This window comes from Algoriphagus sp. CAU 1675 (assembly GCF_029222925.1).
Taxonomy (GTDB): Bacteria; Bacteroidota; Bacteroidia; order Cytophagales; family Cyclobacteriaceae; genus Algoriphagus.
The window spans coordinates 34502-59575 of record NZ_JARHUI010000006.1 but is presented as its reverse complement, the minus strand read 5'-3'; the positions used below and the strand labels follow the sequence as shown (position 1 = coordinate 59575).

The following is a 25074-nucleotide window of genomic DNA, read 5'->3' as shown; positions in this document are numbered from 1 at the left end:
TGTATGAAAACCCAACTCTTTTCTTTTGTCAAAAAAATAACCTTCTCTTTTGTTATAGCTACTTTTTTTGGAGCCTGTCAATCTAAAACCACTGAACAGGCAGAAGAGAACCCTCCTATTTCCCAATCCATTGTGGAAGTAAAAACAGTGATGATGGATTTTCAGATGAAAGACAGCATCCCTTCAGGCTGGAATACCTTTCGGTATCTGAATGAATCCAATGAAGTCCACTTTTTTGTTTTGGAAAAATTACCCAGTGGAATTCGACTCAGCAATTATGAAAACGAATTACTCCCGGTTTTCAAAGAAGGATTTTCCCATCTTGGAAAGGGAAATATAGAGGAAGGAATGAAAACCTTCGAGAGACTTCCTGAATGGTTCTTGGGGGTTCAAAATCACGGAGGCGTAGGATTGCTTTCTGGAAAATCAATTGGGGAAACTACCCTAAATCTTGAGCCGGGCACCTACGCCATGGAATGTTATGTGCGTATGCCTGACGGAACCCCACATGTGTTTTTGGGTATGCTTCGGGAAGTCATTGTTACTGAGGAAAATTCCGGAATGGAAGCTCCTTCGGCGGATGCCCGGATCACAATCTCATCTCAAGATGGCATCCAACTACTTGACAGTCTCACTGCAGGGGAAATACAGTTTTCGGTAGAGTTCAAGGATCAAAAAATGTATGAACATTATGCGGGACATGATGTCAATCTGGTAAAGCTGGAAGAAGGATCCGATTTGGAGCATCTCGTCAAGTGGATAGATCCCTCCGATATGCTTGCGCTCTCTACTCCTGAGCCAAAAGGGTTTTATTTTCTTGGAGGGGTAGAGGATTTACCCTCCGGAAAAACCGGATACTTCAAAGCAATGTTGGAGCCTGGAGACTATGTATTGATTTCGGAAATCCCCGATGCCCAAAACCGAAAAATGGTCAAGCGCTTTGCAGTTCACTAGGTAAAGAATGGGAAAGCCAATTCTGTATATTACCCTAGTTTCCATTTTTGCAGTTCTAGTTGGATGCAAGGAAAAGGAAACAGTGATTGATTCGCTCGACTCTCCCTATCCAATCAACGAGGATGAATTTTCTACAGACACGCTGACAAGCGGATTTGCAGTCCCCTACGGACTGGTTTTTCTCTCGGAAAATGACTTTCTGATTTCTGACAGAGTGGGGAAACTCCTTCGTTTTCGAAATGGAGTCTTAGGTGAAATCAGTGGAGGTCCTGAGGTTATTACCTTTGGTGATCCCACACAACCCATGATTGTTCATGGGGGATTGATGGATCTCAGCCTCCATCCTCAATTCCCCCAAATTCCATGGATCTATGTGGCCTATTTTGCCAAAGACGAACATGGAAAAGTTGCGCGATTTCAATTGGTAGATAATGAAATTGTCAACTTCGAACACATTTTTCAGACTCGAACCCCTGGGTATTATGGAAATGGAATGCGGATAGTATGGCAAGATGATTCTCACTTTTTTCTCAACATTGGAACCTCCAACTATACCACAAGAAATGAACCTATCCTCGTTGCTCAAGACCTGAATGAAGATTGGGGGAAAATTCATCGATTAAATCAAGATGGAAGCACACCTGAGGACAACCCAATTCTTGAGGACCAAACAAGTCCAACTTCCATTTACAGCTATGGGCACAGGGACGTACAAGGATTGGTGTTTGAACCAAGTTCCCAGACACTTTATGGAATAGAACATGGACCAAAAGGCGGGGATGAATTGAACATTATAGTACCGGGAAAGAATTATGGATGGCCACTATTTACTTATGGCACTCACTATGACGGTCAGCCCGTATCCTTGATTTCAGAAGATTCTGCCGCACAGATCTCGGTATTACCCCAGCATTTTTGGACCGTTCCTACCTCGGATGGAGGGCGGGCAATCGCCCCTTCAAGCGCCATTTTGGTAAAAAACAGCAATTTCCCAGAATGGAATGATCATTTTCTGGTATCATCCCTAGCTTTTAGACGATTGTTGAAATATGATCCTGAAAGTCAGGAAACCTATGGCTTAAAAATCAAAGGAAGGATCAGATCCTTGTTTCAGGAAAAAGACGGTACTATCCTGCTCTTGGAAGAAAGAAATGATTTGACCAGAGATAATGGCATGTTGGTGAGAGTCAGGAAACCATAAAAAACCACCCCATTCCTGAGGCGGTTTTTTTGTTTATAAAATCGAGATTACAAATCTCGAATAGCGAGAAAGCTACAATGTAGGATTTATATTATCCCAAAATCTTAGCCGCCAGCCAATCTCCTACTTCGGAGGTTTTGTAGGCTTTCCCTCCTTCAGCGATATCTTCAGTCACTACTCCCTCGGAAAGAGAAAGGTTCACCACATCGCTGATAGCCTGGGCTTCTTCCTTCAATCCGAAAGCATAGTCAAACATCATCGCAGCGGACAATACAGTCGCCAATGGATTGGCGATATCCTTTCCTGCAGCCTGAGGATAGGAACCGTGGATCGGTTCGAACAGCTTCACTTTAGATCCCAAAGAAGCGGAAGGCATCAAGCCCATGGAACCTGAAATCACAGATGCTTCATCAGTCAGGATATCCCCAAACAGATTTTCGGTGATCAACACATCATAGGCTTTAGGCCATTGGATCAATCGCATGGCTACTGCATCTACGAATTCGTATTCCACCTTTACATCTGGATATTCAGCTGCCAATTCCTGTACAGTTTCTCTCCAAAGTCTGGAAGTTGCCATTACGTTAGCCTTATCCACACAGGTCAGGAGTTTTCTTCTTCCCTGAGCAGCTTCAAACCCCATTCTAGCTAATCGGGTGATTTCCTCTTTGCTATAGACATTGGTATCAAAAGCCTTGGTTCCTTGCTCGTTTCTACCTCTTGGCTCTCCGAAATACACCCCTCCGGTCAGTTCTCTGAAGAATACGAAATCCACTCCTTCCACTCGATCCAATTTCAAAGGAGACTTATGGACCAAAGATGGAAAAGTGAAAGTCGGGCGTACGTTGGCGAAAAGCCCCAGTTTCTGGCGCATTCTCAACAGACCTTGTTCCGGACGAACTTTTGCCTTGGGGTCATTGTCGTATTTCGGGTCACCGATAGCACCGAAAAGTACTGCATCGGAAGCGGCGCAGATTTCATGAGTCGCATCAGGATAAGGATCCCCGGTTGCATCAATTGCTGATGCACCAACCAATCCTTCTTTAAAAGTGATGGTATGTCCAAACTTCTTACCGATTGCATTAACAACCTTTACTGCCTGAGCTACTACTTCAGGGCCTATGCCGTCACCCGGCAATAGCGCGATATTCATTTCCATAAAACTTGGATTCTTCTTTCTTTGGATTTTGATTAAAAGATTCGACGATGTTCAGCATTTTTTCTGTGGCCATCATCGCTGCCACGGTCTGGTCAGGGTCAAGCCCCTTCGTCTTAAATATTTTGCCATAATCCCAGGTTACCACCGTCTCCACAAAGGCATCGGTTTTTCCTCCCGGGGGAATGGATACATGATAATCGGTTAATTTGGGAAGTTCCTTTTTCAAAGATTTATAGATCTTTTTCAAGGCTCTCATAAAGGAATCATATTGTCCGTCTCCGGTGGCATTGGCATCATAGGATTTGCCATGGATATTCATTCTCAACTGGATGGAAGGTTTCAGCCCCTTGGAATGGGTCATGTGATACCCCTCGATGTAAATGTCCTTGGAAATGGAATTGTTCTGCAGCACATCGGAGATGATATAAGGCAAGTCCTCTGTTGTGACTCTTTCCTTTTTATCCCCCAATTCAATGATGCGCTGAGTCACTTTTGCGAGTTCATCTTTCTCCAATGAAATCCCCAATTCCTCCAGATTCTTGAGGATATTGGCTTTACCGGAAGTTTTCCCCAATGCATATTTCCTCTGTCTTCCAAATCGCTCCGGAAGGAGGTCGTTGAAATAGAGATTCTTCTTATTGTCTCCATCGGCATGGATTCCGGCAGTTTGGGTGAAGACATTTTCCCCAACAACGGGTTTATTGGCTGGAATATGCTGTCCGGAAAACTGCTCCACCAACTTACTCACACGGAAAATCTTCTGCTCGTTTACTCCAATCTGAAGATCAGTAAAATCCTCAATGACCGCAATTACGGATTCCAAAGGTGCATTTCCAGCACGTTCTCCCAAACCATTGACCGTTGTATGGATTCCGGAAGCTCCATGAAGCACCGCCTCCATGACATTTGCCACGGAAAGGTCGTAATCATTGTGCGCATGAAAATCAAAATGGGTATTCGGGAACTTCTCAATGATCAGATCAAAGAAGTCCTTCACTTCGTCTGGAGAAAGCAAGCCTAGCGTATCCGGAAGCATGATACGCTTCACTGGAAGCTGGGTCAAAAACTCAATCAAACTGAGTGTATAATCTCTGGAATTCCGCATTCCATTGGACCAATCTTCCAGATAAACATTGACCGAAATACCCTTTTCCTGAGCAAAGGCAATATTCTTGGCAATGTCAGAAAAATGTTCCTCAGGAGTTTTTTTCAATTGGTGGACCAGGTGATTCAAAGAGCCTTTGGTCAGCAGGTTCATCACTTTGGCGCCAGCCTTCTCAATCCAGTTGACTGATGCAGGCATATCCACAAAGCCCAAAACTTCTACTCTTTGCAGGTATCCTTTATCTTTAGCCCATTGAGTGATCTTCTGCACTCCCTCCAATTCTCCTTCCGAAACGCGGGCTGAGGCAACCTCAATCCTATCCACACGCAATTCTTCAAGCAATAGCTTGGCGATTTGCAATTTTTCAGAAGGCAAAAAGGAAACACCCGAGGTCTGTTCTCCATCCCTCAGGGTTGTATCCATTATTTCTATACTCCTCCTGCTAAGCCCCTCCGTGGATTGAGAACCCTTTGAAGCTTGAACAGGCCGGTTTTTATTTGCCTCCATTTTGGTCAATTATCTATTTGCTACAAAAGCATCTATTTCCGATGACATGTTCAATAGATAGTCTATATCATCGAATCCATTTTCCATATTATCTTTCTTATATCCGTTGATATCGAAAGACTCCGATTCACCGGTAGAAAGCAAGGTGATCTTTTGATCTGGTAAACTCACTTCGATTTCTGTAGAAGGATCAGCTTCAATTGCCGCCAACAACTTGTCAGCAAACTCAGGAGATACTGTCACAGGAAGCACCCCGATATTGAGGCAGTTATTTTTGAAAATGTCAGCAAAAAAGCTGGAAACGACACATCTGAAACCATAATCATAAATAGCCCAAACTGCGTGCTCCCGGCTGGAGCCTGAACCGAAGTTTTTCCCGGCAACAAGGATCTTACCGCTGTAGGTTGGGTTGTTTAGGACGAAGTCCTTTTTAGGATTTCCCTCCACATCATATCTCCAGTCACGAAACAGGTTGTCCCCGAATCCTTCGCGCTCAGTAGCCTTAAGAAATCTCGCTGGAATGATCTGGTCAGTATCCACATTTTCAGTAGGCAAAGGAACAGCCGTACTAATGAGGGTAGTAAATTTATCGTAAGCCATGATTTTGTCTTTTAAATATTAGAATACTTCCCGTGGGTCGGTGATTTTTCCGGTAATTGCCACTGCTGCAACTGTCAAAGGAGAAGCAAGCATGGTACGGGCTCCAGGACCCTGACGTCCCTCGAAGTTTCTGTTGGAAGTGGAAACCGCATATTTTCCGGCAGGAATTTTATCATCATTCATAGCCAGACATGCAGAACATCCGGGCTGACGCAGTTCGAAACCTGCTTCTTCCAGAATTTTCACCAATCCCTCTTCATGGGCCATTTTCTCAACCTCACGGGATCCCGGCACAATCCAGGCTGTAATATTGTCGGCCTTTTTATGACCTTTTACAAATTGAGCCACGGAGCGGATATCCTCAATCCGACCGTTGGTGCAGGAGCCTACAAACACATAGTCAACTTGCTTGCCTTTTACGGGCTCACCCGGTTCAAAGCCCATATAATCGAGAGACTTGAGGAAAGAAGTTTTGTTTGATCCTTCCAAACCTTCAGTAGAAGGGATAGTGCCTACTACCTTGATCCCCATTCCAGGGTTAGTTCCGTAAGTGATCATTGGTTCGATGTCCGCTGCATCGAAGTGATATTCTTTGTCGAAGGTAGCTCCTTCGTCAGTTTTCAAAGTTTTCCAATAAGCGACTGCCTTGTCCCACTCTTCTCCTTTTGGAGCATATTGCTTTCCTTTGAGATAATTGAAGGTGGTTTCATCCGGAGCAATCAAACCACCTCTGGCGCCCATTTCAATAGACATGTTACAGATGGTCATTCTAGCCTCCATGGAAAGGCTTTGGATCGCAGAACCGGCATATTCCACAAAGTATCCAGTAGCCCCAGCCGCGGAAATCTTGGAAATTATGTATAAGATGATATCCTTGGAAGTCACTCCTTTACCAAGTTCACCATCTACGGAAATCCGCATTTTCTTTGCCTTGGACTGCATGATACACTGTGTAGCCAAAACCATCTCCACTTCTGATGTACCGATACCAAATGCAATGGCACCAAAAGCACCGTGGGTAGAAGTATGGCTATCCCCACAAACAATGGTCATACCCGGCTGAGTCACCCCAAGTTCAGGACCGATCACGTGCACGATACCATGATGAGCAGAACCCAAGTCATGCAATTCGATTCCGTACTTTTTACAGTTTTCCCTGAGTTTTTCCACCTGCATACGGGACAATTGGTCCTTGATAGTTTTATCCTGGTCCACTGTAGGCACGTTGTGATCCGGAGTAGCAATGGTTCTTTCAGGATACTTTACCCCAATTCCACGCTTTTCCAGATTCAGGAAAGCCACAGGAGAAGTAACTTCATGGATAAAGTGTTTATCAATGAAGAACACATCAGGGCCTGATGGCACGGATTTCACAACATGTGAATCCCAGATTTTATCAAATAATGTTTTCTTTTCCATAATTAAGCAGTCGCATATTCTTTGACCGGAATTTTATTTAACGCATCGACAAATGCCTGAGCAGATGCCATGACAATGTCTTGATCCGAAGCGAAGCCATAGTAGGGCTTATCTCCTTTGATTAATCTCATATGAACTTTAGCGACATCATCGCTGCCATGGGTAATTGCCTGGATCAGAAATTCCTCCAAGTCCACCTGAGGGGTTACGATTTTCTCAATGGCCTTCAAAACAGCATCCACCGGACCTACTCCCGGAGAAGAAGCTTGATGGGTTTGATTGCCTATTTTCAAAGTGACATTCGCATTGATGGAACCATTGGAAGAATAGGAGATTTTTTCAAGTTCAATGAAGTTGGATTCCTCCATGTACTTACCTACCAATTCGAGTAGGTCTTTCCTCCCAATATCCCGCTTGCGGTCTGCCAACACTAAAAATGCCTCATAAACCTCTCTCAACTCATCTCCTTCCAATTCCACACCCAAAGCATCCAAATGGTGCTTCAGAGCTGCTCGTCCGGATCTGGCTGTCAACACAATGGAAGATTCCTCAACACCAACTTCCTTAGGGTCAATGATCTCATAATTCTCTCTATGCTTCAGAACCCCATCCTGATGGATTCCAGAAGAGTGCGCAAAAGCATTTCTACCCACAATTGCCTTGTTAGGCTGCACCGGCATATTCATCAGTTTGGAAACCAAGCGGCTTGTGTGGTAGATTTTCTGAGTTACGATATCGGTATGAACAGGAATGGACTGATGGCACTTGATAGCCATTACTACTTCCTCCATGGAGGTGTTTCCTGCTCTTTCACCGATGCCGTTGATAGTTACCTCGACTTGTCTGGCACCATTCTGAACTCCGGCAACTGTATTGGCGGTGGCCATTCCCAAGTCATTATGACAATGAGTAGCAATGATCGCCTTGTCAATATTGGGAACATTGTTTTTCAGGCTCGCGATAATAGCTCCATATTGTTCCGGAAGACAATAACCGGTCGTATCCGGGATATTGACCACGGTGGCTCCTGCCTTGATCACTTCCTCTATGATTTTGCATAGAAAATCCGGTTCGGATCTTCCGGCATCCTCTGCGTAAAACTCCACGTCCTCTACAAACTTCTTGGCAAACTTCACCGCAGCCACTCCCCTGGCAATGATGTCCTCGGGAGTGGAGCGGAGTTTGTATTGGATATGATAAGGAGACACCCCGATCCCGGTATGAATCCGTCCTTTCTTGGCGAATTTGAGCGCTTGAGCGGCTACTTCAATATCTTTCTCAACTGCTCTGGAAAGGGCACAAATGATGGGGTTAGATACCGCCTTGGAAATCTCAACCACAGAGTTGAAATCCCCTGGGCTGGAAATCGGAAATCCGGCTTCGATAATATCTACACCAAGATCTTCCAATGCTTTTGCTACCACGATCTTTTCCTGGGTGTTAAGTTGACACCCCGGTACTTGTTCCCCGTCTCTCAGGGTCGTATCAAATATCCATAGCTTATCACTCATAACTCTAAGGGTTTTTGGGTATTAATTATTTTCTGGTCTCAACTGACGGACGACAGCACCTGCCTGCCACATTTCAGACTCTCTCAATTCTTTCAATTCCTCTTCCAACTTCTCTCTGTAATCGGGCTTGGAGTTGGAGTCGATGGACTTTTGTGCTTCTTTTCCGGTCTTAACGGAGTCATACAAAGCCTCGAATACTGGCTTGGTAGCATCACGGAATGGTTTCCACCAATCCAAAGCACCTCTCTGTGCAGTTGTAGAACAGTTGGCATACATCCAGTCCATCCCGTTTTCTGCCACCAATGGCATCAATGACTGGGTCAACTCTTCTACAGTTTCGTTAAACGCCTCTGAAGGAGTGTGACCATTCGCTCTCAATACCTCATACTGAGCGGCGAAAATCCCCTGGATGGCTCCCATCAAGGTTCCTCTTTCGCCAGTAAGGTCAGAAGTTACTTCTCTATAAAAATCAGTTTCGAACAGATATCCGGAACCCACACCAATACCCAAGGCAATTACTCTGTCTTTGGCTCTTCCGGTAGCATCCTGATAAATTGCAAAAGATGAGTTCAAACCTCTTCCCTCCACAAACATTCTTCTCAATGAAGTTCCGGAACCTTTTGGTGCAACCAAAATCACGTCCACATCCGCTGGAGGAACGATTCCTGTTTTATCCTTGTAAGTAACCCCAAATCCATGGGAGAAATAAAGCGCTTTTCCAGGAGTCAGATGCTTTTTCACAGTTGGCCAAAGTGCAATCTGTCCTGCATCGGAAAGCAAAAACTGCAAAATGGTACCTCTTTCACATGCTTCTTCCAATTCAAAAAGAGTTTCCCCGGGAACCCATCCGTCTGCAACGGCCTTGTCCCAAGTTTTGGATCCTTTTCTTTGTCCGACGATCACATTGAAGCCATTATCCTTCAAGTTCAAAGCCTGGCCAGGTCCCTGTACTCCGTAACCCAAAACTGCGATCACTTCGTCTTTCAGGACTTCACGTGCCTTTTCCAAAGGAAATTCTTCTCTGGTTACTACATTTTCCTCAACGTTTCCGAATTTTAATTTCATGAGTTTGCTGTTTAATTTTTAAAGCCAACATGGAACTCTTTCATTCCATGGATTTTAGATTTAATATGTATTGGTTTGAGATTTTTATTTCACATATGAGTCGATGGTAAGCATTCGCTTTGCCACTGCGACCCTACCGGATCGGGCAAATTCCAAAAGGCCATAGCCTTTGAGGATTTCCAACAATTCCTGGGTTTGCTCTTTATGACCGGTAAGCTCCAAAACCACAAATTCAGGTTCTGCGGCAATGATCTTTGCATTGTGTTGCCGAATGATTTTTTCCAATCCCCCATCCAATCTGGAAACTGGAATTTTGTACAATGCTATTTCTTGGTAAACCACCGCATCATCTTGGTGATGGAAAGCCTTGATCACATCGATGATCTTTTCGATCTGATTGACCAATTGGATCACTGTTTCCTCGGAGGCGGTCACTTCAATGGTAATTCTGTGAATCCCATCCAAACGACTTTCTGAAGCAGTAAGAGCATCGATATTGATCCCTCTTCTGGTAAAGATGATGGTGATCCTATTGAGAATTCCAATGAAATTCTCAGTTATAACGAATATTGTATAGCGTTTCATAGGTTTTGATTAGCTAAGTCTTACCTCTTCTACCGAACAACCGGTAGCAATCATAGGGAACACATTGTCTTCTTTTTCCACAACTACCTCCAGGAAGAATGGACCATCATGGATCAGCATATCTTCGATCGCCTCTGTCAAATCCCCTCTATCTGTCACTTTTTGAGAACGGATATTGTATGCCTCAGCTATTTTGATAAAATCAGGGTTATCCAGTTCCGTAAAAGAATAACGCTTATCAAAGAACATCTGCTGCCACTGACGTACCATTCCCAGATAATTGTTGTTCAGCAAAACGATTTTAACAGGAGCCTTGGTCTGCATGATAGTCCCCAGTTCCTGAATGGTCATTTGGATTCCCCCGTCCCCAACTACACAGATCACCTGTCTGGAGTAATCGTACAACTGGGCTCCAAGCGCGGCAGGAAGAGCAAAGCCCATGGTCCCCAGACCTCCTGAAGTCACCTGAGTTCTGGTTTTCTTATAATTGAAATACCTCCAAGCGATCATTTGGTGCTGTCCCACATCAGTCACCAATACTGCATCATCCGCCTTGTATTGGTTGATCTGATTGATTACTTCTCCCATAGTCAATCCGACTTTGGTAGGGGCAATGTCATGCTGCATCACAGCATCCTTTTCCATTTGCTCCAACTCGCGGAATTTGCTTAACCATTTCGGGTGGGTCTTGGCTTCGATGGCCTCAGTCAACATGGATAAGCTCTCCTTACAATCTCCCAAAATCGGAATATGGGATTTTACATTCTTGTTGATTTCGGAGGGGTCTAGTTCCAAATGGATTATCTTGGCTTGCTTTGCATAACGTTTCAAATCCCCTGTAACTCTATCGTCAAATCTCATCCCAACAGCAATCAGAACATCGCATTGGTTGGTTAGTAAGTTGGGAGCATAGTTGCCATGCATGCCCAGTTTCCCAACATAATTGGGGTAATCCTGAGACAGGGCTCCCGAACCCAACAAGGTGGACGCCGCAGGAATGCCGGATTTGTCGAGGAAAAATTTCAGTTCAGTTTCTGCTTTTCCCAAAACCACTCCCTGACCAAACAATAAATAAGGACGCTCTGCTTTATTGATCAATTCAGCAGCTTCTTGGATTGCAGATTTTTCAACCGGAATATGGGTTTTGTATGACCTGAAACTCTGGCAGGGCGCATAGTTAAACTCGCCAAAATCTACCTGAGCATTTTTGGTAATATCGATCAAAACCGGTCCGGGTCTTCCAGATCTGGCTATGTAGAAACCCTTCGCAATCGCCGGTGCAATATCTTCTACTCTTCTAACTTGAATGTTCCACTTAGTTCCCGGCATGGAAATACCCACCACATCGGTTTCTTGAAAGGCATCTGTACCCAAGAGGTGGGCAGCTACCTGACCTGTAATACAAACCAAAGGAGTACTGTCAATCTGAGCATCAGCCAAACCAGTAATCAAGTTTGTAGCTCCTGGACCCGAGGTGGCTAAGCAGACTCCCACTTTTCCGGAGACTCGTGCATATCCCTGAGCTGCATGGATTGCTCCCTGCTCATGTCTTGTCAGTACGTGCTTAATCTGTTCGTGATAATCATAAAGTGCATCATAAACCGGCATAATAGCGCCTCCGGGGTAGCCGAAAATGATTTCCGCCTGCTCCGCAATGAGTGATCGCACTACGATATCTGCCCCTCTGATCATGGAATCCTTCATAGGCTTAGAATTTATCTGTCACGCAACCTTCGGATGCAGTGGCAACAAGTTTATTGTATTTTTTAAGGGTACCCTGAAGACCAGGGATTTCCTTTTGTTTCCAGTTTTTCTTTCTTTCAGCAAAGGTGTCATCCGTGACATCCACGGAAAGCACCAAATTATCGGCATCAATAGTCACCATATCCCCATCCTGGATCAGGCCAATAGGACCTCCAGTCCAAGCCTCTGGTGTCACGTGCCCTACAACGAACCCGTGAGTACCTCCCGAAAACCTCCCATCAGTAATCAATGCCACATCTGAACCCAATCCTGCCCCAATAATCATGGAGGTTGGCTTCAGCATTTCAGGCATCCCAGGAGCACCCTTTGGGCCGACATTTCGGATTACGACCACATCACCAGCCTGGACTTTATGGTCCCGGATGGCATCATTCGCCTCCTGCTCGGAATCAAAAACCCTTGCCGGACCTGTAAAAGATGTCCCTTCTTTTCCGGTGATTTTTGATACCGCACCTTCAGGAGCCAAATTTCCTTTCAGAATACATAGGTGGCCTGTCTCCTTGAGTGGTTTTTCAATTGGGTGAATTACATTGACGATGGAAGGAACAATAGGGTCGATGTTCTCCAGGTTTTCAGCAACAGTCTTTCCGGTCACAGTCAGACAGTCTCCGTGAATGAAACCATTGTTCAACATATATTTCATAAAGGCAGGAAGACCACCCTGCTCGAAAAGATCCTCCATCATGAATTTTCCAGAAGGCTTGAAGTCACCAAGCATTGGGGTCTTGGCATTGATAGCTTTGAAATCCTCCAAGGTAAAGTCCACTCCTGCTGTTTTTGCAATAGCCAGAATATGCAAAACTGCATTGGTGCTTCCACCTAAAGCAATTGCAACGGTTACCGCATTTTCTATGCTTTTCCGGGTAACAATGTCTTTCGGCTTGATGTCTTTTTCCAAAAGAACCCGCATGTACTTATTAGCCTCTTGACACTCCTTAAGTTTCTCCGCCGAATTAGCAGGATTGGAAGAAGAATAAGGCAAGGACATCCCCATGGCCTCAATTGCAGAAGACATGGTGTTTGCGGTATACATACCTCCACAAGCCCCCTTTCCAGGACAAGCATTTCGGATCACTCCATCGTAATCCTCATCAGAAATAGTTCCTTGAATACGTTTTCCAAAAGCTTCGAAGGCAGAAACGATATTGAGCTTTTCTCCCTTATAATTTCCGGAAGCAATAGTACCTCCGTAAACCATGATTGAAGGTCTGTTGACTCTCAACATCCCCATCACGGCACCTGGCATATTCTTGTCACATCCAGCTACAGCAACACAGCCGTCAAAGGAATGCCCCAGAATAAATGACTCTATAGAATCAGCGATGATATCTCTGGAAACCAGGGAATAGCGCATCCCTAATGTCCCCATGGAAATGCCATCTGAAATCCCGATGGTATTAAAAACCAAACCGGTCAGATCGTATTCTTGGGAGGAATTTTTGATCAGACCGGCAAAATCGTTCAGGTGCATATTGCAGGGATTACTTTCATAGCCACAACTCGCTATCCCTACAAAAGGCTGTTTCATCTTTTTATCGCTCATGCCTGTGGCATAAAGCATGGCTTTTCCTGCGGGGTGTTCTGGATTGTCGGATATCTCCCAACTGTATTTCTTCAGGTTCATAGATTTGGGTATAAAAAAAGTGCCTCAATTCGGTGAGGCACTTCAATTTTTATTTCATTTTGACAAATAGTCTAGTGCCTCACATTAAGATCCAATGAGAATAATAAAGCTTAGCAAAAAGACCACTTGATACATGCTGTTGTCGAGATTATGTTGAGTTCGAAATCGAATCACAGCTCAAACTTAAAGCTGTTTTATCAGACTTACAATATTTAATTTTAGATTTAACTCAAAAGACAAAAATTAAATGGAAGTTTTTATATTTTTTTCAAAATTATAATCTGCAATATTTTCAATAGACCCTACTTTCAATTAACTCAGTTTTATTTTTTTTTAAAATTCGAAATTTTATACTGATTTTCAGTTTTTTCAATTTTTTTGAATATTAATTTTCTTTTTTTTAACAAAAAAATTCTTAGGCATCCATCTATCTATAAAACTCTGAATTCTTTTAGTAATTCTTCAATTCTTGAACAGCAAGTTTTTCCGCCAAATTTTATTCTAATTTTGTCCAAAGCACCGCTCCATTATGATCACTTTTCCCAACGCGAAAATTAATCTTGGCCTACACATCACTGCAAAACGGAAGGATGGTTACCATGAAATAGAAACCTGCATGGTTCCCATTCCTCTTTACGATGCTTTGGAAATGATCTTGGATCCCAAAAAGCAAAGTTGGAGCTCTACAGGACTCCCCATCCCCGGAGACCCCAAAGACAACCTGATCCTGAAAGCCCAGAACATCCTAAAGAAAGATTTTCCGGGCCTTCCCAATCTCCAAATCCACCTGCATAAAAACATCCCTATGGGAGCCGGGCTTGGCGGAGGATCTGCGGACGGAGCTTTTGCTCTCAAACTGATGAATAACCTTTATGACCTGATTTTGGATGATTTTTTCCTGGAAGAGTATGCTGCCCAACTTGGCAGCGATTGTCCCTTTTTCATAGAAAACACTCCAAAAATCGCCAAAGGAAGAGGGGAAATTTTGGAACCCATAGACCTTTCCCTCAAAGGAGATTTCCTGGTACTGATCAATCCGGGAATACATATCGGAACCAAGGAAGCCTATGCGGGTATCACTCCTGCTCCTCCAAAAGTTGATTTAAAGGAAGTATTGGCTGACCGAAAAAGATGGAAAAGTGAATTGGTCAATGATTTTGAGCCCAGCATTTTCCAAAACCATCCAGAACTGGCAGAGATCAAAAGTAAACTTTATGAGATGGGAGCTTACTATGCTGCAATGTCCGGGTCAGGATCGAGCATGTTTGGTCTTTTTGACAAAAAACCACATGAAATGCCCTGGGATGAAAAGTTTTTTGTGTTCCAATCTGAACTGTAACTCTCCTAGTTATAGGATATTCTTATCAGATTAATTATTGAATAGTCCTTATTGCCTTTCTTCTTTTATTCAAAAAGTTGAGAACCGGATAGATCAATACCGAAACCAGAATAATCAGAGTTCCCAGATAAAACTCCTGGGTCATTTTTTCCTTTTCCCCGAAAACCAAAACAGCCAGTACAATTCCATACACTGGCTCCAGATTGATGGTCAGATTGATGGAAAAAACAGAAAGACGCTTCATCAATTCTACAGAAACAGAAAAGGCATAAACGGTGCAAACCCCTCCCAAAATCAGCAACCAAAGCCAATCCAGCCCCTGCCAAACCCACTGCACTCCAGCACCATCGGTGAGATATACACTATATACTGGCATGAAAAGCAGAGTGAATAAACAAGCCCCTGCCATTTCATAGAAAGTTATGGTGTAGGGATTATGTCTTTGTGTCAAGCGTCCATTGATCACAGAGAAGCAAGCAGCCAAGAATGCCGATGCCAGTGCCATGGCAAGTCCCAGCCAATAACCGGTTTCGAATTTGAAAATCACCAAAAGACCTGAGATAACCAGGAAACCAAGCGCCACTTCATACCATTTGATTTTGCTTCGGTTGAAAAAAGGCTCTACGAATGCCGTCCACAACGAGGTGGTCGCCATCCCTGCTAGACAAACCGAAGCAGTTGAAACCCTGGCCGACCAAAAAAACAGAATCCAGTGCAATGCAATCAGGAAACCTGTCCCTACCACCTTTACCATCTCTGAGGTAGGGATCAACATGGGCTTCTTTTTCCACCAGAACAATAAAGCAACTCCAAAAGAAGCAATCAGAGTCCTGTAAAACACAAGCTCCAGGGCAGGAAGGCTAATCAACAAACCCAGAATGGCTGTGAATCCCCAAATCAGCACAATCATGTGCAGCATGAGATAGTCTTTGATAGAACCTTGCATTTATCTTGGGACGGTTTTATAAAGGATCAGGCCTGTCAGGGCGAACACTATATTGGGCATCCAAACTGCCAAAATCGGATGATCCGATCCAGTTTCAGCAAAAGTTCTGGAAAGCAAAAACAGAAGGATGTACAAGAAGGCAAGCAAAAATCCCATTGCAATCTGAAAGCCAGATCCTCCTCTCGTTTTTCTAGCAGACATGATCACTCCTATGAAAGTCAGGATCAATGCGGCAAATGGGGACATAAACCGTACGTAGCGCTCGATCTTATAATAGCTGACATTATCGGCTCCCCGGTCTTCCAAAATTTCGATTTGCCGGCTGAGCTGAGGCAGTTTTAAAGTTTCATGGTGATTGTTCGGAACCCCAAAATCATCCGGGACAATGGACAGAACGGTATCCAAACTTTCCCCTACACTATAGGTTTCTACCCTATCCTTGATCTCGCGAAGCCTCCAATTCCTGAGTGTCCAGGCATTTTTCGCTGTATCCCATTCAATTCGGTCCGAGGAGATTTTGGCCAAAAGCTCCCCATCCTTTATAGTTTCAAGTGTAAAACTGTAGCCTGTATTTCCGGTTTTGTAAAAGCGGTTCAAATAAGCATAGCTATTTTCCCCAACCTTAATATGAATATTTTGCTCACTCGAAGGGGCTCCTTTTTCCAAATAGAGCAACTTAAAGACCGTCATGTTTTCCGTAGCAGTCGGGAGCACCCATCCGTTGAGGTAAAAACTGATTGTCCCAATCATCGCCGCACCAACTAAAAAAGGGACCAACAAACGCAAAAAACTAACCCCGCTACTCAGAATTGCAACAATCTCAGTCCTCCCTGCCATTTTGGAAGTGATAAAAATGACAGAAATAAAAACCGTAATTGGGGTCAGAAGATTATTGAGATACAGCCCATAATTCCCCATATAGCGGAGAATTTCCCCTGCGGGCACCTGATTGGAGATGTATTTATCGTTCTTTTCGGTGAAGTCCAAAACCAAGACAACAAGAATCAACAAGACCACCACAAAAAAGTAGGTCTTGAGAAAATCCTTGATGATTAGCTTGTCTAGTAACTTCATATCAGAGTCTGGTGCTCACTTTTTTAACCATTTGATCTTTCCAAACGGCAAAGTCCCCTGCAAGGATATGCTCTCTTGCCTGCCCAACCAACCAAAGGTAAAAAGCAAGATTATGAATGCTTGCAATTTGGGCTGCCAGGATTTCCTTGGAAACAGTCAGGTGTCGAAGATACGCTTTTGAATAGAAAGTACTCACGTAATTTCCGATAGCCGGGTCAATCGCTGAGAAATCATCCTTCCATTTTTCATTTCGGATATTGATGATTCCTTCTGAAGTGAACAGCATTCCATTCCGGGCATTTCTTGTCGGCATCACACAATCAAACATATCTACTCCCAAGGCAATACACTCCAGAATATTCGCAGGTGTACCTACACCCATCAGATACCGGGGCTTGTCCGATGGAAGAATATCCGTCACCAGCTCGGTCATCTCATACATCATCTCTGCAGGTTCTCCCACAGAAAGGCCTCCAATCGCATTCCCTTCTCTTTCTCTCGAAGCTATGAATTCAGCACTTTGCCTTCTCAAGTCTTTATATACAGATCCTTGAACAATTGGAAAAAGAGTTTGGGAATAACCGTACTTCCCTTCCGTACTGTCAAATCGATCAATGCAGCGGTCCAGCCAGCGGTGAGTCATATCCATGGATTTGCGGGCATAGCCATATTCACAGGGATAGGGAGTACACTCGTCAAAAGCCATAATGATATCAGCACCTATGGTTCGCTGAATGTCCATGACATTTTCAGGGGTGAAATGATGCTTGGATCCGTCGATATGGGATTTAAACATCACCCCCTCCTCCTGGATTTTACGGGTTCCTGAAAGAGAAAAAACCTGATATCCGCCACTATCTGTTAGAATAGGTTTATCCCATCCATTGAATTTGTGGAGCCCTCCTGCTTTTTCCAACACATCCAGACCTGGACGAAGATACAAGTGGTAGGTATTGCCCAGAATAATCTGTGCATGGATATCTTCTTTGAGTTCCCTCTGGTGAACAGCCTTGACACTTCCGGCTGTACCAACCGGCATGAAAATAGGTGTTTGAATCGTTCCATGGTCTGTTTCTACCAAGCCTACACGGGCTTTGGACTGGGGATCAGAATGCTGTAAAGTAAACTTCATCTATTGGGTTTTCAGGGCTCTGAACTGCCTGTACAAATTACTGTATTCAGCCTGCAAAAATATCCACTTATTCTTAAATGAATGCTGAAATTGATTTTATATTTGCCCTGCAAATTCGACCTATGGGCCTTTTTTTACTTTGGTTTCTATTCGGAATCGGCTTAATCATCCAGATCATTTACCTCTTGCTGATTTTCGGGCGTACCGCCCTGTTTAAGTCCTCCGCTTCCGGCGCATCCTCCTCCATGAACGAGGAAGGCGTGACCGTATTGGTGGCAGCCCATAATGAATTTCGAAATCTCAAAACGCTTATACCCAAACTTTTTGAGCAGGATTACCCAAAATATGACGTATTAATCGTCAATGACAGAAGTACAGACCGAACCGAGCGCTACCTTCAGGAAATGATGGCGGTTTATCCCCGCTTGCGGTCTGTCACCGTGAAATATACCCCTTCCCATGTCACTTCAAAAAAATATGCGCTGACACTTGGGATCAAAGTGGCAAAAAACGATGTGATCCTCCTGACCGACGCAGACTGTATGCCTGCAAGTGACCAATGGATCCGTAAAATGACCCTACCGGTACGGGAAAGAAAAAAAACCTTTTCCATTGGCTATTCGGGCTACCAGATCAAAACCGGATTTCTCAATAAATGGATGCAGTTTGAAACTCTTTTGACGGGCCTTTTCTACATCTCATTTGGTTTATGGAAGTCCCCATTCATGGGAATAGGCAGAAATTTGTGCTATAGAAGAAGTTTTTTCATGGATGCTAAGGCATTTAAAGGCCTTTGGCAAATCGAGGGTGGAGATGATGATCTTTTTGTCAATCTTTATGCAAACGGGAAAAATGCAGAATTGGTCATAGACCCGGAAGCTACCACCGAATCCATTCCCAAGGAAAACTGGAAAGATTATTTCATCCAGAAAAAACGGCACCTGAGCGTAGGAAAGCACTATCGGTCAGGAGATAAACAAAAGATTGGGCTATACGCCATATCTCATGCCCTTTTTTGGATTGGAGGCATAGGATTGTTGATATATTTGGGACTTGAGCAGAACTGGGAACATTTTCTGATTGTTTTCGGTATTATTCTCGTAAGGTCTTTGCTACTTTGGGGTATTGCCTCCAAGGCGAGCAAAAAAATCCAAGGTTCAGGCTTCCCTGCAACTATTCTGGTCAATGATTTTCTGTACTTAGGATATTTTTGGATTTTAGGACTTATATCCTACCAGGCAAAAACAATTCAATGGAAATAAACGAAAGAGGTTTTTCTAACAAGGCACTTGAGGATTTCGATCTGATTGATCAGGCCGTAGAAGAAAAAGATCAGCAAGCCTATGCCACGCTCATGAAGCGGTACAAAAAGGCCGTTTATTTCATGATCCTGAAAATGATCCGGGATGCAGATGATGCAGAGGATCTGACTATGGAGGCTTTTGCCAAGGCCTTTAAAAACCTACACCGCTTCAAAAAAGATTATACCTTTTCGACCTGGCTTTTCCGAATTGCCACTAACAATACTATTGACTTTATCCGAAAGAAAAAGCTTAAAACCATGAGCTTAAACAACACCCTATCGGATGACAGTGGCAATTCCGTAAACATTGATGTGGAAGACGATGACGACAATCCACAGGATGTCTTCATCAAATCCCAGCGTAAGGAAATGGTACGGGTATTTGTGGACAAGCTCCCGGCCAAATACCGAAAGCTGGTTCAACTCCGCTATTTTGACGAATTGTCCTATGAGGAAATTGCACAGGAACTGGACAAACCCTTAGGCACGGTCAAAGCCCAACTTCACCGCTCCAGGGAGCTATTGTACGAAATTGCCTCCGGTAAAGAAAAACACATCTGATGAATTCCGGCACTGCCCTAATCCTATCCTACTTTCCCAAGCTGAGCGAAAAGCAAATCGAGCAATTTGATCGGCTACAGGATCTTTATACCGACTGGAACTCCAAGATCAATGTGATCAGCCGAAAGGACATGGACCAGTTTTATATCCGTCATGTTCTGCATTCATTGGGTATTGCCAAGGTGATGGGATTTCAGCCCGGGACCAAAGTTTTGGACATTGGGACAGGAGGAGGGTTTCCGGGAATCCCTCTAGCCATCCTTTTTCCAGAAACCCATTTTCACTTGGTGGACAGCATAGGCAAGAAAATCACTGTGGTCAAAGATGTGGCCAAGCAACTTAAACTTAGCAATGTAGAGGCCCAACAATGCCGGGCTGAAGAGCTTGTACGAAAATATGACTTTGTAATCAGCCGGGCCGTGACCCGCATGATCAACTTTTACCCTTGGGTCAAAGGAAAAATCAAAAAGGAAGACTTCAATGAATTCCCGAATGGCATTTTGTACCTAAAAGGTGGAGATGTGGATGAGGAAATGGAAGAAACAGGCAAGTCTTACGTCGTTTATCATCTTGAAGACTATTTCAAGGAGGATTTTTTTGACACCAAAAAGGTGGTCTACATGCCTTGGGAGGACAAGCGTTAAGCAGAATTTCTGTTTCCTTACGGAAATTTATCGCTAAACATTTCTAAATAAGGATTTGCAGTAAATCCTTAATTTGAATTACTTCATTTGATTGAGAATCAATCCTATTCAAGCAAAAAACCAAGAGTAATAGACATTTACAAAATCTTGTCTGACAATTCCCGCCAATCGGTTTTTTGCTTCATCTGAATGCCCTAAATTAAGGGCTCATTTTCCGAAAAAACATGTACATCATATTTGATACCGAGACTACGGGTTTACCCAGAGATTACAATGCCCCCATGTCCGATGTGGACAACTGGCCCCGATTGGTACAGCTGGCCTGGCAACTCCATGATGCCAAGGGTAAGCTTCTCTCGAATCACAATTACATCATCAAGCCGGAAGGCTTTACCATCCCCTACAATGCCGAAAAAGTCCACGGGATCTCCACCAAAAGGGCCTTGGCAGAAGGACATGTGCTTCAGGAAATCCTGGCCATTTTCGAAAAAGACGTTGCTGAAGCCAAGCATCTTGTAGGGCATAATATTGAGTTTGACATCAATGTAGTCGGTTCCGAATTTCTACGTGCAGAGTTGGGGATGCCCCTCAACGCCAACCGACTGGACACCAAGGATATTTCCACGGATTTCTGCGCCATTCCCGGAGGCAAGGGAGGAAAATTCAAATGGCCTACGCTGACTGAACTACACCAGAAGCTTTTCGGTCAAGGCTTCGGAGATGCCCACGATGCTGCCTATGACGTGGATGCAACGGCACGCTGTTTCTTCGGATTGATCACTCAGGGTGTGCAAAGCCCGGAAGAGGGCATCGGAATCACTGAGGTGATTTATGAAGCTCCCAAGCTTGCGGAAGCCAACTTTGCCCAAGCAAAGGACAGCCAGAAGGCCGCTGCTAAGGAAATCCTCAAACAAGCAGGAAAGGCAGATATTTCAGATTTGGTGGATGTCCCGTTCACCCACCTTCATGTGCACACCCAGTATTCTGTATTGCAGGCGACCTCAGAAATCCCCACGCTGATCGCCCGAGCCAAGTCCTTTGGAATGCCGGCCATAGCCATGACAGACCATGGAAATATGATGGGGGCTTTTCACTTTGTCAAAGAAGCCATGGCCAAAGAAATCAAACCGATTTTGGGCTGTGAGTTCAACCTTTGCCGTGACAGAAAAAACAAAGCCAACAAAGACGATGGTTTTCAAACCGTCCTCATTGCCAAAAATAAAAACGGCTATCACAATTTGGCCAAACTGGCATCCTACGCCAATATTGAAGGGTTTTACTACGTACCCCGTATTGATAAGGAACTCTTGGTCCAATACAAATCGGACCTGATTGCCACAACAGGAGGACTATGGGGGGAAATCCCCTACCTGATCCTGAATGTGGGAGAAACCCAGGCTGAAGAAGCCTTTGTCTGGTGGAAAGAGCAGTTTGGAGAGGATTTTTATGTGGAACTCAACCGCCACGGCATCCCAGAAGAAGAAAAAGTCAACGAGGTTCTGCTCGAACTGGCCAGAAAATACGATGTGAAGTATTTCGCTGCCAACAACACCTACTACAACGACAAGCCTGACGCCAAAGCCCATGACATTCTACTTTGTGTCAAAGACGGGGAATTGGTAGAAAAACCAAAAAAATACATAGGCAAGCGTGGACGGGAATTCCGTTATGGTTTCCCTAATGAGGAGTTTTACATCAAGAGTCCTGAGGAGATGAAAAAGCTTTTTGCGGATCTCCCTGAGGCCATCGAATGCACCCAGGAAATTGTAGACAAGATAGAGGCTTACAAACTGGCACGGGAAGTATTGCTTCCCAAGTTTGACATCCCTGAGGAATTCAAGCATCCGGAAGATGATGTGGATGGAGGGAAACGAGGGGAAAACGCCTATCTACGCCATCTGACCTACGAAGGAGCCAAGAAGCGATACAAAGAAATCACTCCGGAAATCCAAGAGCGTCTTGACTTTGAATTGGCTACAATTGAAAAAACAGGCTATCCGGGTTACTTCCTGATTGTACAGGATTTCACAGGAGCTGCCCGACAAATGGGAGTGTCCGTTGGCCCGGGCCGTGGATCGGCTGCTGGTTCAGCGGTCGCCTATTGTATCGGCATCACCAATGTGGACCCGATTGAGTACGATCTCCTTTTTGAGAGATTCCTGAATCCTGACCGGGTTTCCCTACCCGATATTGATATTGACTTTGACGATGAAGGAAGAGGAAGGGTCATTGATTATGTGATCAAGAAGTATGGCTCAAACCAAGTGGCACAGATCATCACCTATGGCACCATGGCTGCCAAATCCGCTATTAGGGATACGGCAAGAGTCCTAAACCTACCCTTATCGGAAGCCGGGAGATTAGCCAATTTGGTTCCAGACCTCAAATTAAAAACCCTCTTCGAACTGTCTAAAAATAGACCTGCCTTATCTGATAAACTCAAAGGCCAGGCTGAACTGATCCAAAAAGCTGAAGAACTATTGCGGATCGCTCAGGGTCAAGACGAACTGGCCAAAACCGTAAATCAGGCTACCATTCTGGAAGGGTCTGTGAGAAACACAGGAATCCATGCCTGTGGGGTGATCATCACACCGGATGACATCACCAATTTCGTTCCTGTGGCATTGGCCAAAGATTCAGACATGGTTTGTACCCAGTTTGACAACTCTGTGGTAGAATCCGCAGGACTACTTAAAATGGACTTCTTGGGTCTGAAGACCCTGACCCTGATCAAAGATGCCTGCAAAATCGTCAAAGAAAGACATGGGATTGACTTAGATCCTGACTCTTTCCCCATTGATGATGAAAAGACCTACGAACTTTTCCAACGAGGAGAAACCGTCGGCATCTTCCAGTATGAATCCACCGGGATGCAGAAGTACATGCGGGAACTGAAACCCACTGTTTTTGCGGATCTGATTGCCATGAACGCCCTGTACCGACCGGGACCTTTGGCTTATATACCTTCCTTTATCAAGCGAAAGCACGGTACCGAGCCGATCACTTACGACTTGGATGACATGAAGGAATACCTGGAAGAAACCTATGGAATTACGGTTTACCAGGAACAGGTAATGCTTCTGTCCCAAAAACTGGCCGGCTTTACCAAAGGTGAAGCTGACGTACTTCGAAAGGCAATGGGTAAGAAGCAAAAGGACGTACTGGACAAAATGAAGCCCAAGTTTGTCGAACAGGCAGTAGCAAAGGGCCATGACGCCAAAAAACTGGAGAAAATCTGGACAGACTGGGAGGCTTTTGCTTCCTATGCCTTCAACAAATCCCACTCTACCTGTTACGCTTGGGTAGCCTATCAAACTGCCTACCTTAAGGCCCATTATCCGGCAGAGTATCTGGCTTCTGTTCTGAGCAACAACATGAATGACATCACCCAGGTGACCTTCTTTATGGAGGAATGTAAGCGCATGGGAATCCCGGTTTTAGGGCCTGATGTCAATGAATCCAAAAATGGATTTACGGTAAATACTGCCGGAGAAATCCGCTTTGGGATGGCCGCAATCAAGGGAGCTGGATCCTCAGCAGTGGATGCCATCATCGAGGAAAGAGAGAAAAATGGCCCTTACAAAAACATCTTTGACTTTGCGAAGCGGGTCAACTCCAAAGCCCTCAATAAAAAAACCATGGAAGCTTTGGCCATGGCTGGAGGGTTTGACTGCTTCAAAGAACATCACCGAAGACAGTATCTAGAAGCCCCTGAAAACGACGTTACTCTAATCGAGAAGGCTGTAAAATATGCCCAGAAAGTTCAACAGGAAGAAGAAAGTGCCCAAGTCAGCCTATTTGGAGGCGGGAGTGGAAGCATGAGCATCCCAATGCCAACCGTGGCAGCTATGGAGCCTTTTTCCCAGCTTCAACAGCTCAATATTGAAAAAGAGGTGGTGGGACTTTATATCTCCGGCCACCCTCTGGATCAGTATAAGCTGGAAATAGAATCCTTTACCAATACTGCGCTTCCTGATCTCAATGACCTGGAAAGCCTAAAAAGCAAAAAAGACATCCGGTTGGCAGGCTCTGTATCTTCCTTTGCGCACCGAACAACCAAAAACGGGAAACCGTTTGGCACCCTCACTTTGGAGGATTATCAGGGAGGCTTCACCTTCTTCCTGTTTGGAGACGATTATGTAAAGTTCAAAGAGTACTTCATGACCGGATGGTTTTTGTTTATAACAGGATCCGTGGGTCAGAAAAAATGGGATGAAAACTCATTGGAATTCAAGGTAAATTCCATCATGCTCCTCTCAGAAGTTCGCGGCAAGATGGTCAAAGGTCTGAGAGTGAACATCGATTTGGACGATTTGAGTTATGACCTGATGGAAAAGCTGGAAGGTATCACTTCCAAATATAAGGGAGACGCCAAACTGTATTTCGATGTGGTGGACCGAAAGGAGAATATAACCTTGGAGCTTTTCTCCAAAAAATTCTCTATCGATCCCAGTGCAGAAATGATACAGGAATTAAAAGAAATACCGGAGATCGTCTATAAAATTGTCTAGGGGACTTATCTTCATTTTGAGAATCTATGAGCAATTGATAAAAAAATACAGGAAGCCGGAACTTATTGGG

19 protein-coding genes are annotated in these 25074 nt (G+C 44.4%); 7 read left to right on the top strand and 12 right to left on the bottom strand.

From position 1 onward, the window contains the following. Window positions 1–3: 3 nt before the first annotated feature. Together P2G54_RS14185 and P2G54_RS14180 are read left to right on the top strand one after the other, a co-directional pair. On the top strand, window positions 4–954 hold the full coding sequence (locus tag P2G54_RS14185; protein WP_275872208.1) for a hypothetical protein: 951 nt from the start codon (window positions 4–6) through the stop codon (window positions 952–954). A 7-nt stretch (window positions 955–961) separates the two neighbouring features. Next, a complete protein-coding gene (locus tag P2G54_RS14180; protein ID WP_275872207.1) occupies window positions 962–2155 on the top strand; it encodes a PQQ-dependent sugar dehydrogenase in 1194 nt (397 codons plus the stop codon). Window positions 2156–2246: 91 nt separating this feature from the next. Here P2G54_RS14180 and leuB read toward each other — a convergent pair whose 3' ends face one another. The 9 genes from leuB to ilvD form a co-directional block, all read right to left on the bottom strand. Further along, the gene (gene leuB, locus P2G54_RS14175) at window positions 2247–3314 is read right to left on the bottom strand and encodes a 3-isopropylmalate dehydrogenase (protein ID WP_275872206.1); all 1068 of its coding nucleotides are present in this window, start codon (window positions 3312–3314) and stop codon (window positions 2247–2249) included. Next, on the bottom strand, window positions 3283–4842 hold the full coding sequence (locus P2G54_RS14170) for an alpha-isopropylmalate synthase regulatory domain-containing protein (RefSeq protein ID WP_275872453.1): 1560 nt from the start codon (window positions 4840–4842) through the stop codon (window positions 3283–3285). The genes leuB and P2G54_RS14170 overlap by 32 nt, the downstream gene beginning before the upstream one ends. Before the next feature lie 93 nt (window positions 4843–4935). After that, entirely contained in the window at window positions 4936–5526 is a 591-nt protein-coding gene (gene leuD, locus P2G54_RS14165; RefSeq protein ID WP_275872205.1) for a 3-isopropylmalate dehydratase small subunit, read from the bottom strand. A gap of 18 nt (window positions 5527–5544) precedes the next feature. Further along, window positions 5545–6945 carry a 3-isopropylmalate dehydratase large subunit gene (gene leuC, locus P2G54_RS14160; RefSeq protein ID WP_275872204.1) on the bottom strand — a complete coding sequence of 467 codons (1401 nt, stop codon included), beginning with the start codon at window positions 6943–6945 and terminating at the stop codon, window positions 5545–5547. A 2-nt stretch (window positions 6946–6947) separates the two neighbouring features. After that, window positions 6948–8456 (bottom strand): 2-isopropylmalate synthase, encoded by a 1509-nt coding sequence (locus P2G54_RS14155; RefSeq protein WP_275872203.1) that lies wholly within the window; start codon window positions 8454–8456, stop codon window positions 6948–6950. Window positions 8457–8477: 21 nt separating this feature from the next. Beyond that, a complete protein-coding gene (ilvC, locus tag P2G54_RS14150; protein ID WP_275872202.1) occupies window positions 8478–9521 on the bottom strand; it encodes a ketol-acid reductoisomerase in 1044 nt (347 codons plus the stop codon). Window positions 9522–9605: 84 nt separating this feature from the next. Then, a complete protein-coding gene (ilvN, locus tag P2G54_RS14145) occupies window positions 9606–10106 on the bottom strand; it encodes an acetolactate synthase small subunit (protein ID WP_275872201.1) in 501 nt (166 codons plus the stop codon). Window positions 10107–10115: 9 nt separating this feature from the next. Then, window positions 10116–11810, bottom strand: coding sequence for a biosynthetic-type acetolactate synthase large subunit (gene ilvB, locus P2G54_RS14140; RefSeq protein ID WP_275872200.1), 1695 nt, complete (start codon window positions 11808–11810; stop codon window positions 10116–10118). A 4-nt stretch (window positions 11811–11814) separates the two neighbouring features. Next, window positions 11815–13494 (bottom strand): dihydroxy-acid dehydratase, encoded by a 1680-nt coding sequence (gene ilvD, locus P2G54_RS14135; protein ID WP_275872199.1) that lies wholly within the window; start codon window positions 13492–13494, stop codon window positions 11815–11817. A 529-nt stretch (window positions 13495–14023) separates the two neighbouring features. Here ilvD and ispE point away from each other — a divergent pair. After that, window positions 14024–14833 carry a 4-(cytidine 5'-diphospho)-2-C-methyl-D-erythritol kinase gene (gene ispE / locus P2G54_RS14130; RefSeq protein WP_275872198.1) on the top strand — a complete coding sequence of 270 codons (810 nt, stop codon included), beginning with the start codon at window positions 14024–14026 and terminating at the stop codon, window positions 14831–14833. Between the two features lie 34 nt (window positions 14834–14867). On the opposite strand, the gene P2G54_RS14125 is transcribed toward ispE, so the two are convergent. The 3 genes from P2G54_RS14125 to tgt are packed head-to-tail and all read right to left on the bottom strand — an operon-like array spanning window position 14868 to window position 17985. After that, entirely contained in the window at window positions 14868–15779 is a 912-nt protein-coding gene (locus P2G54_RS14125; RefSeq protein ID WP_275872197.1) for a DMT family transporter, read from the bottom strand. Continuing rightward, window positions 15780–16853 carry an LptF/LptG family permease gene (locus tag P2G54_RS14120; protein WP_275872196.1) on the bottom strand — a complete coding sequence of 358 codons (1074 nt, stop codon included), beginning with the start codon at window positions 16851–16853 and terminating at the stop codon, window positions 15780–15782. A 1-nt stretch (window position 16854) separates the two neighbouring features. After that, window positions 16855–17985 (bottom strand): tRNA guanosine(34) transglycosylase Tgt, encoded by a 1131-nt coding sequence (tgt, locus tag P2G54_RS14115; RefSeq protein WP_275872195.1) that lies wholly within the window; start codon window positions 17983–17985, stop codon window positions 16855–16857. A 122-nt stretch (window positions 17986–18107) separates the two neighbouring features. Here tgt and P2G54_RS14110 point away from each other — a divergent pair, with 122 nt between their 5' ends. The 4 genes from P2G54_RS14110 to dnaE all read left to right on the top strand — a co-directional run bounded on the left by P2G54_RS14110 (window position 18108) and on the right by dnaE (window position 25004). Further along, complete coding sequence (locus P2G54_RS14110) at window positions 18108–19247, top strand: glycosyltransferase (RefSeq protein ID WP_275872194.1); 1140 nt, start codon at window positions 18108–18110, stop codon at window positions 19245–19247. Next, entirely contained in the window at window positions 19238–19849 is a 612-nt protein-coding gene (locus tag P2G54_RS14105; protein WP_275872193.1) for a sigma-70 family RNA polymerase sigma factor, read from the top strand. Before P2G54_RS14110 ends, P2G54_RS14105 begins: the two co-directional genes overlap by 10 nt. Then, entirely contained in the window at window positions 19849–20493 is a 645-nt protein-coding gene (gene rsmG / locus P2G54_RS14100; RefSeq protein WP_275872192.1) for a 16S rRNA (guanine(527)-N(7))-methyltransferase RsmG, read from the top strand. Before P2G54_RS14105 ends, rsmG begins: the two co-directional genes overlap by 1 nt. 224 nt (window positions 20494–20717) lie before the next feature. Then, entirely contained in the window at window positions 20718–25004 is a 4287-nt protein-coding gene (dnaE, locus tag P2G54_RS14095) for a DNA polymerase III subunit alpha (RefSeq protein ID WP_275872191.1), read from the top strand. Window positions 25005–25074 lie beyond the last annotated feature (70 nt).

Excerpts from the sequence above, each read along its gene's own strand:
- P2G54_RS14110 (WP_275872194.1), top strand. The coding sequence starts at position 18,108 with ATGGGCCTTTTTTTACTTTGGTTTCTATTCGGAATCGGCTTAATCATC.
- P2G54_RS14105 (WP_275872193.1), top strand. The coding sequence starts at position 19,238 with ATGGAAATAAACGAAAGAGGTTTTTCTAACAAGGCACTTGAGGATTTC.
- leuC (WP_275872204.1), bottom strand. The coding sequence starts at position 6,945 with ATGGAAAAGAAAACATTATTTGATAAAATCTGGGATTCACATGTTGTG.
- leuB (WP_275872206.1), bottom strand. The coding sequence starts at position 3,314 with ATGGAAATGAATATCGCGCTATTGCCGGGTGACGGCATAGGCCCTGAA.
- P2G54_RS14125 (WP_275872197.1), bottom strand. The coding sequence starts at position 15,779 with ATGCAAGGTTCTATCAAAGACTATCTCATGCTGCACATGATTGTGCTG.
- rsmG (WP_275872192.1), top strand. The coding sequence starts at position 19,849 with ATGAATTCCGGCACTGCCCTAATCCTATCCTACTTTCCCAAGCTGAGC.
- ilvN (WP_275872201.1), bottom strand. The coding sequence starts at position 10,106 with ATGAAACGCTATACAATATTCGTTATAACTGAGAATTTCATTGGAATT.
- P2G54_RS14180 (WP_275872207.1), top strand. The coding sequence starts at position 962 with ATGGGAAAGCCAATTCTGTATATTACCCTAGTTTCCATTTTTGCAGTT.
- P2G54_RS14120 (WP_275872196.1), bottom strand. The coding sequence starts at position 16,853 with ATGAAGTTACTAGACAAGCTAATCATCAAGGATTTTCTCAAGACCTAC.
- leuD (WP_275872205.1), bottom strand. The coding sequence starts at position 5,526 with ATGGCTTACGATAAATTTACTACCCTCATTAGTACGGCTGTTCCTTTG.
- dnaE (WP_275872191.1), top strand. The coding sequence starts at position 20,718 with ATGTACATCATATTTGATACCGAGACTACGGGTTTACCCAGAGATTAC.
- P2G54_RS14155 (WP_275872203.1), bottom strand. The coding sequence starts at position 8,456 with ATGAGTGATAAGCTATGGATATTTGATACGACCCTGAGAGACGGGGAA.
- ilvC (WP_275872202.1), bottom strand. The coding sequence starts at position 9,521 with ATGAAATTAAAATTCGGAAACGTTGAGGAAAATGTAGTAACCAGAGAA.
- ilvD (WP_275872199.1), bottom strand. The coding sequence starts at position 13,494 with ATGAACCTGAAGAAATACAGTTGGGAGATATCCGACAATCCAGAACAC.
- tgt (WP_275872195.1), bottom strand. The coding sequence starts at position 17,985 with ATGAAGTTTACTTTACAGCATTCTGATCCCCAGTCCAAAGCCCGTGTA.
- P2G54_RS14185 (WP_275872208.1), top strand. The coding sequence starts at position 4 with ATGAAAACCCAACTCTTTTCTTTTGTCAAAAAAATAACCTTCTCTTTT.
- ilvB (WP_275872200.1), bottom strand. The coding sequence starts at position 11,810 with ATGAAGGATTCCATGATCAGAGGGGCAGATATCGTAGTGCGATCACTC.
- ispE (WP_275872198.1), top strand. The coding sequence starts at position 14,024 with ATGATCACTTTTCCCAACGCGAAAATTAATCTTGGCCTACACATCACT.
- P2G54_RS14170 (WP_275872453.1), bottom strand. The coding sequence starts at position 4,842 with ATGGATACAACCCTGAGGGATGGAGAACAGACCTCGGGTGTTTCCTTT.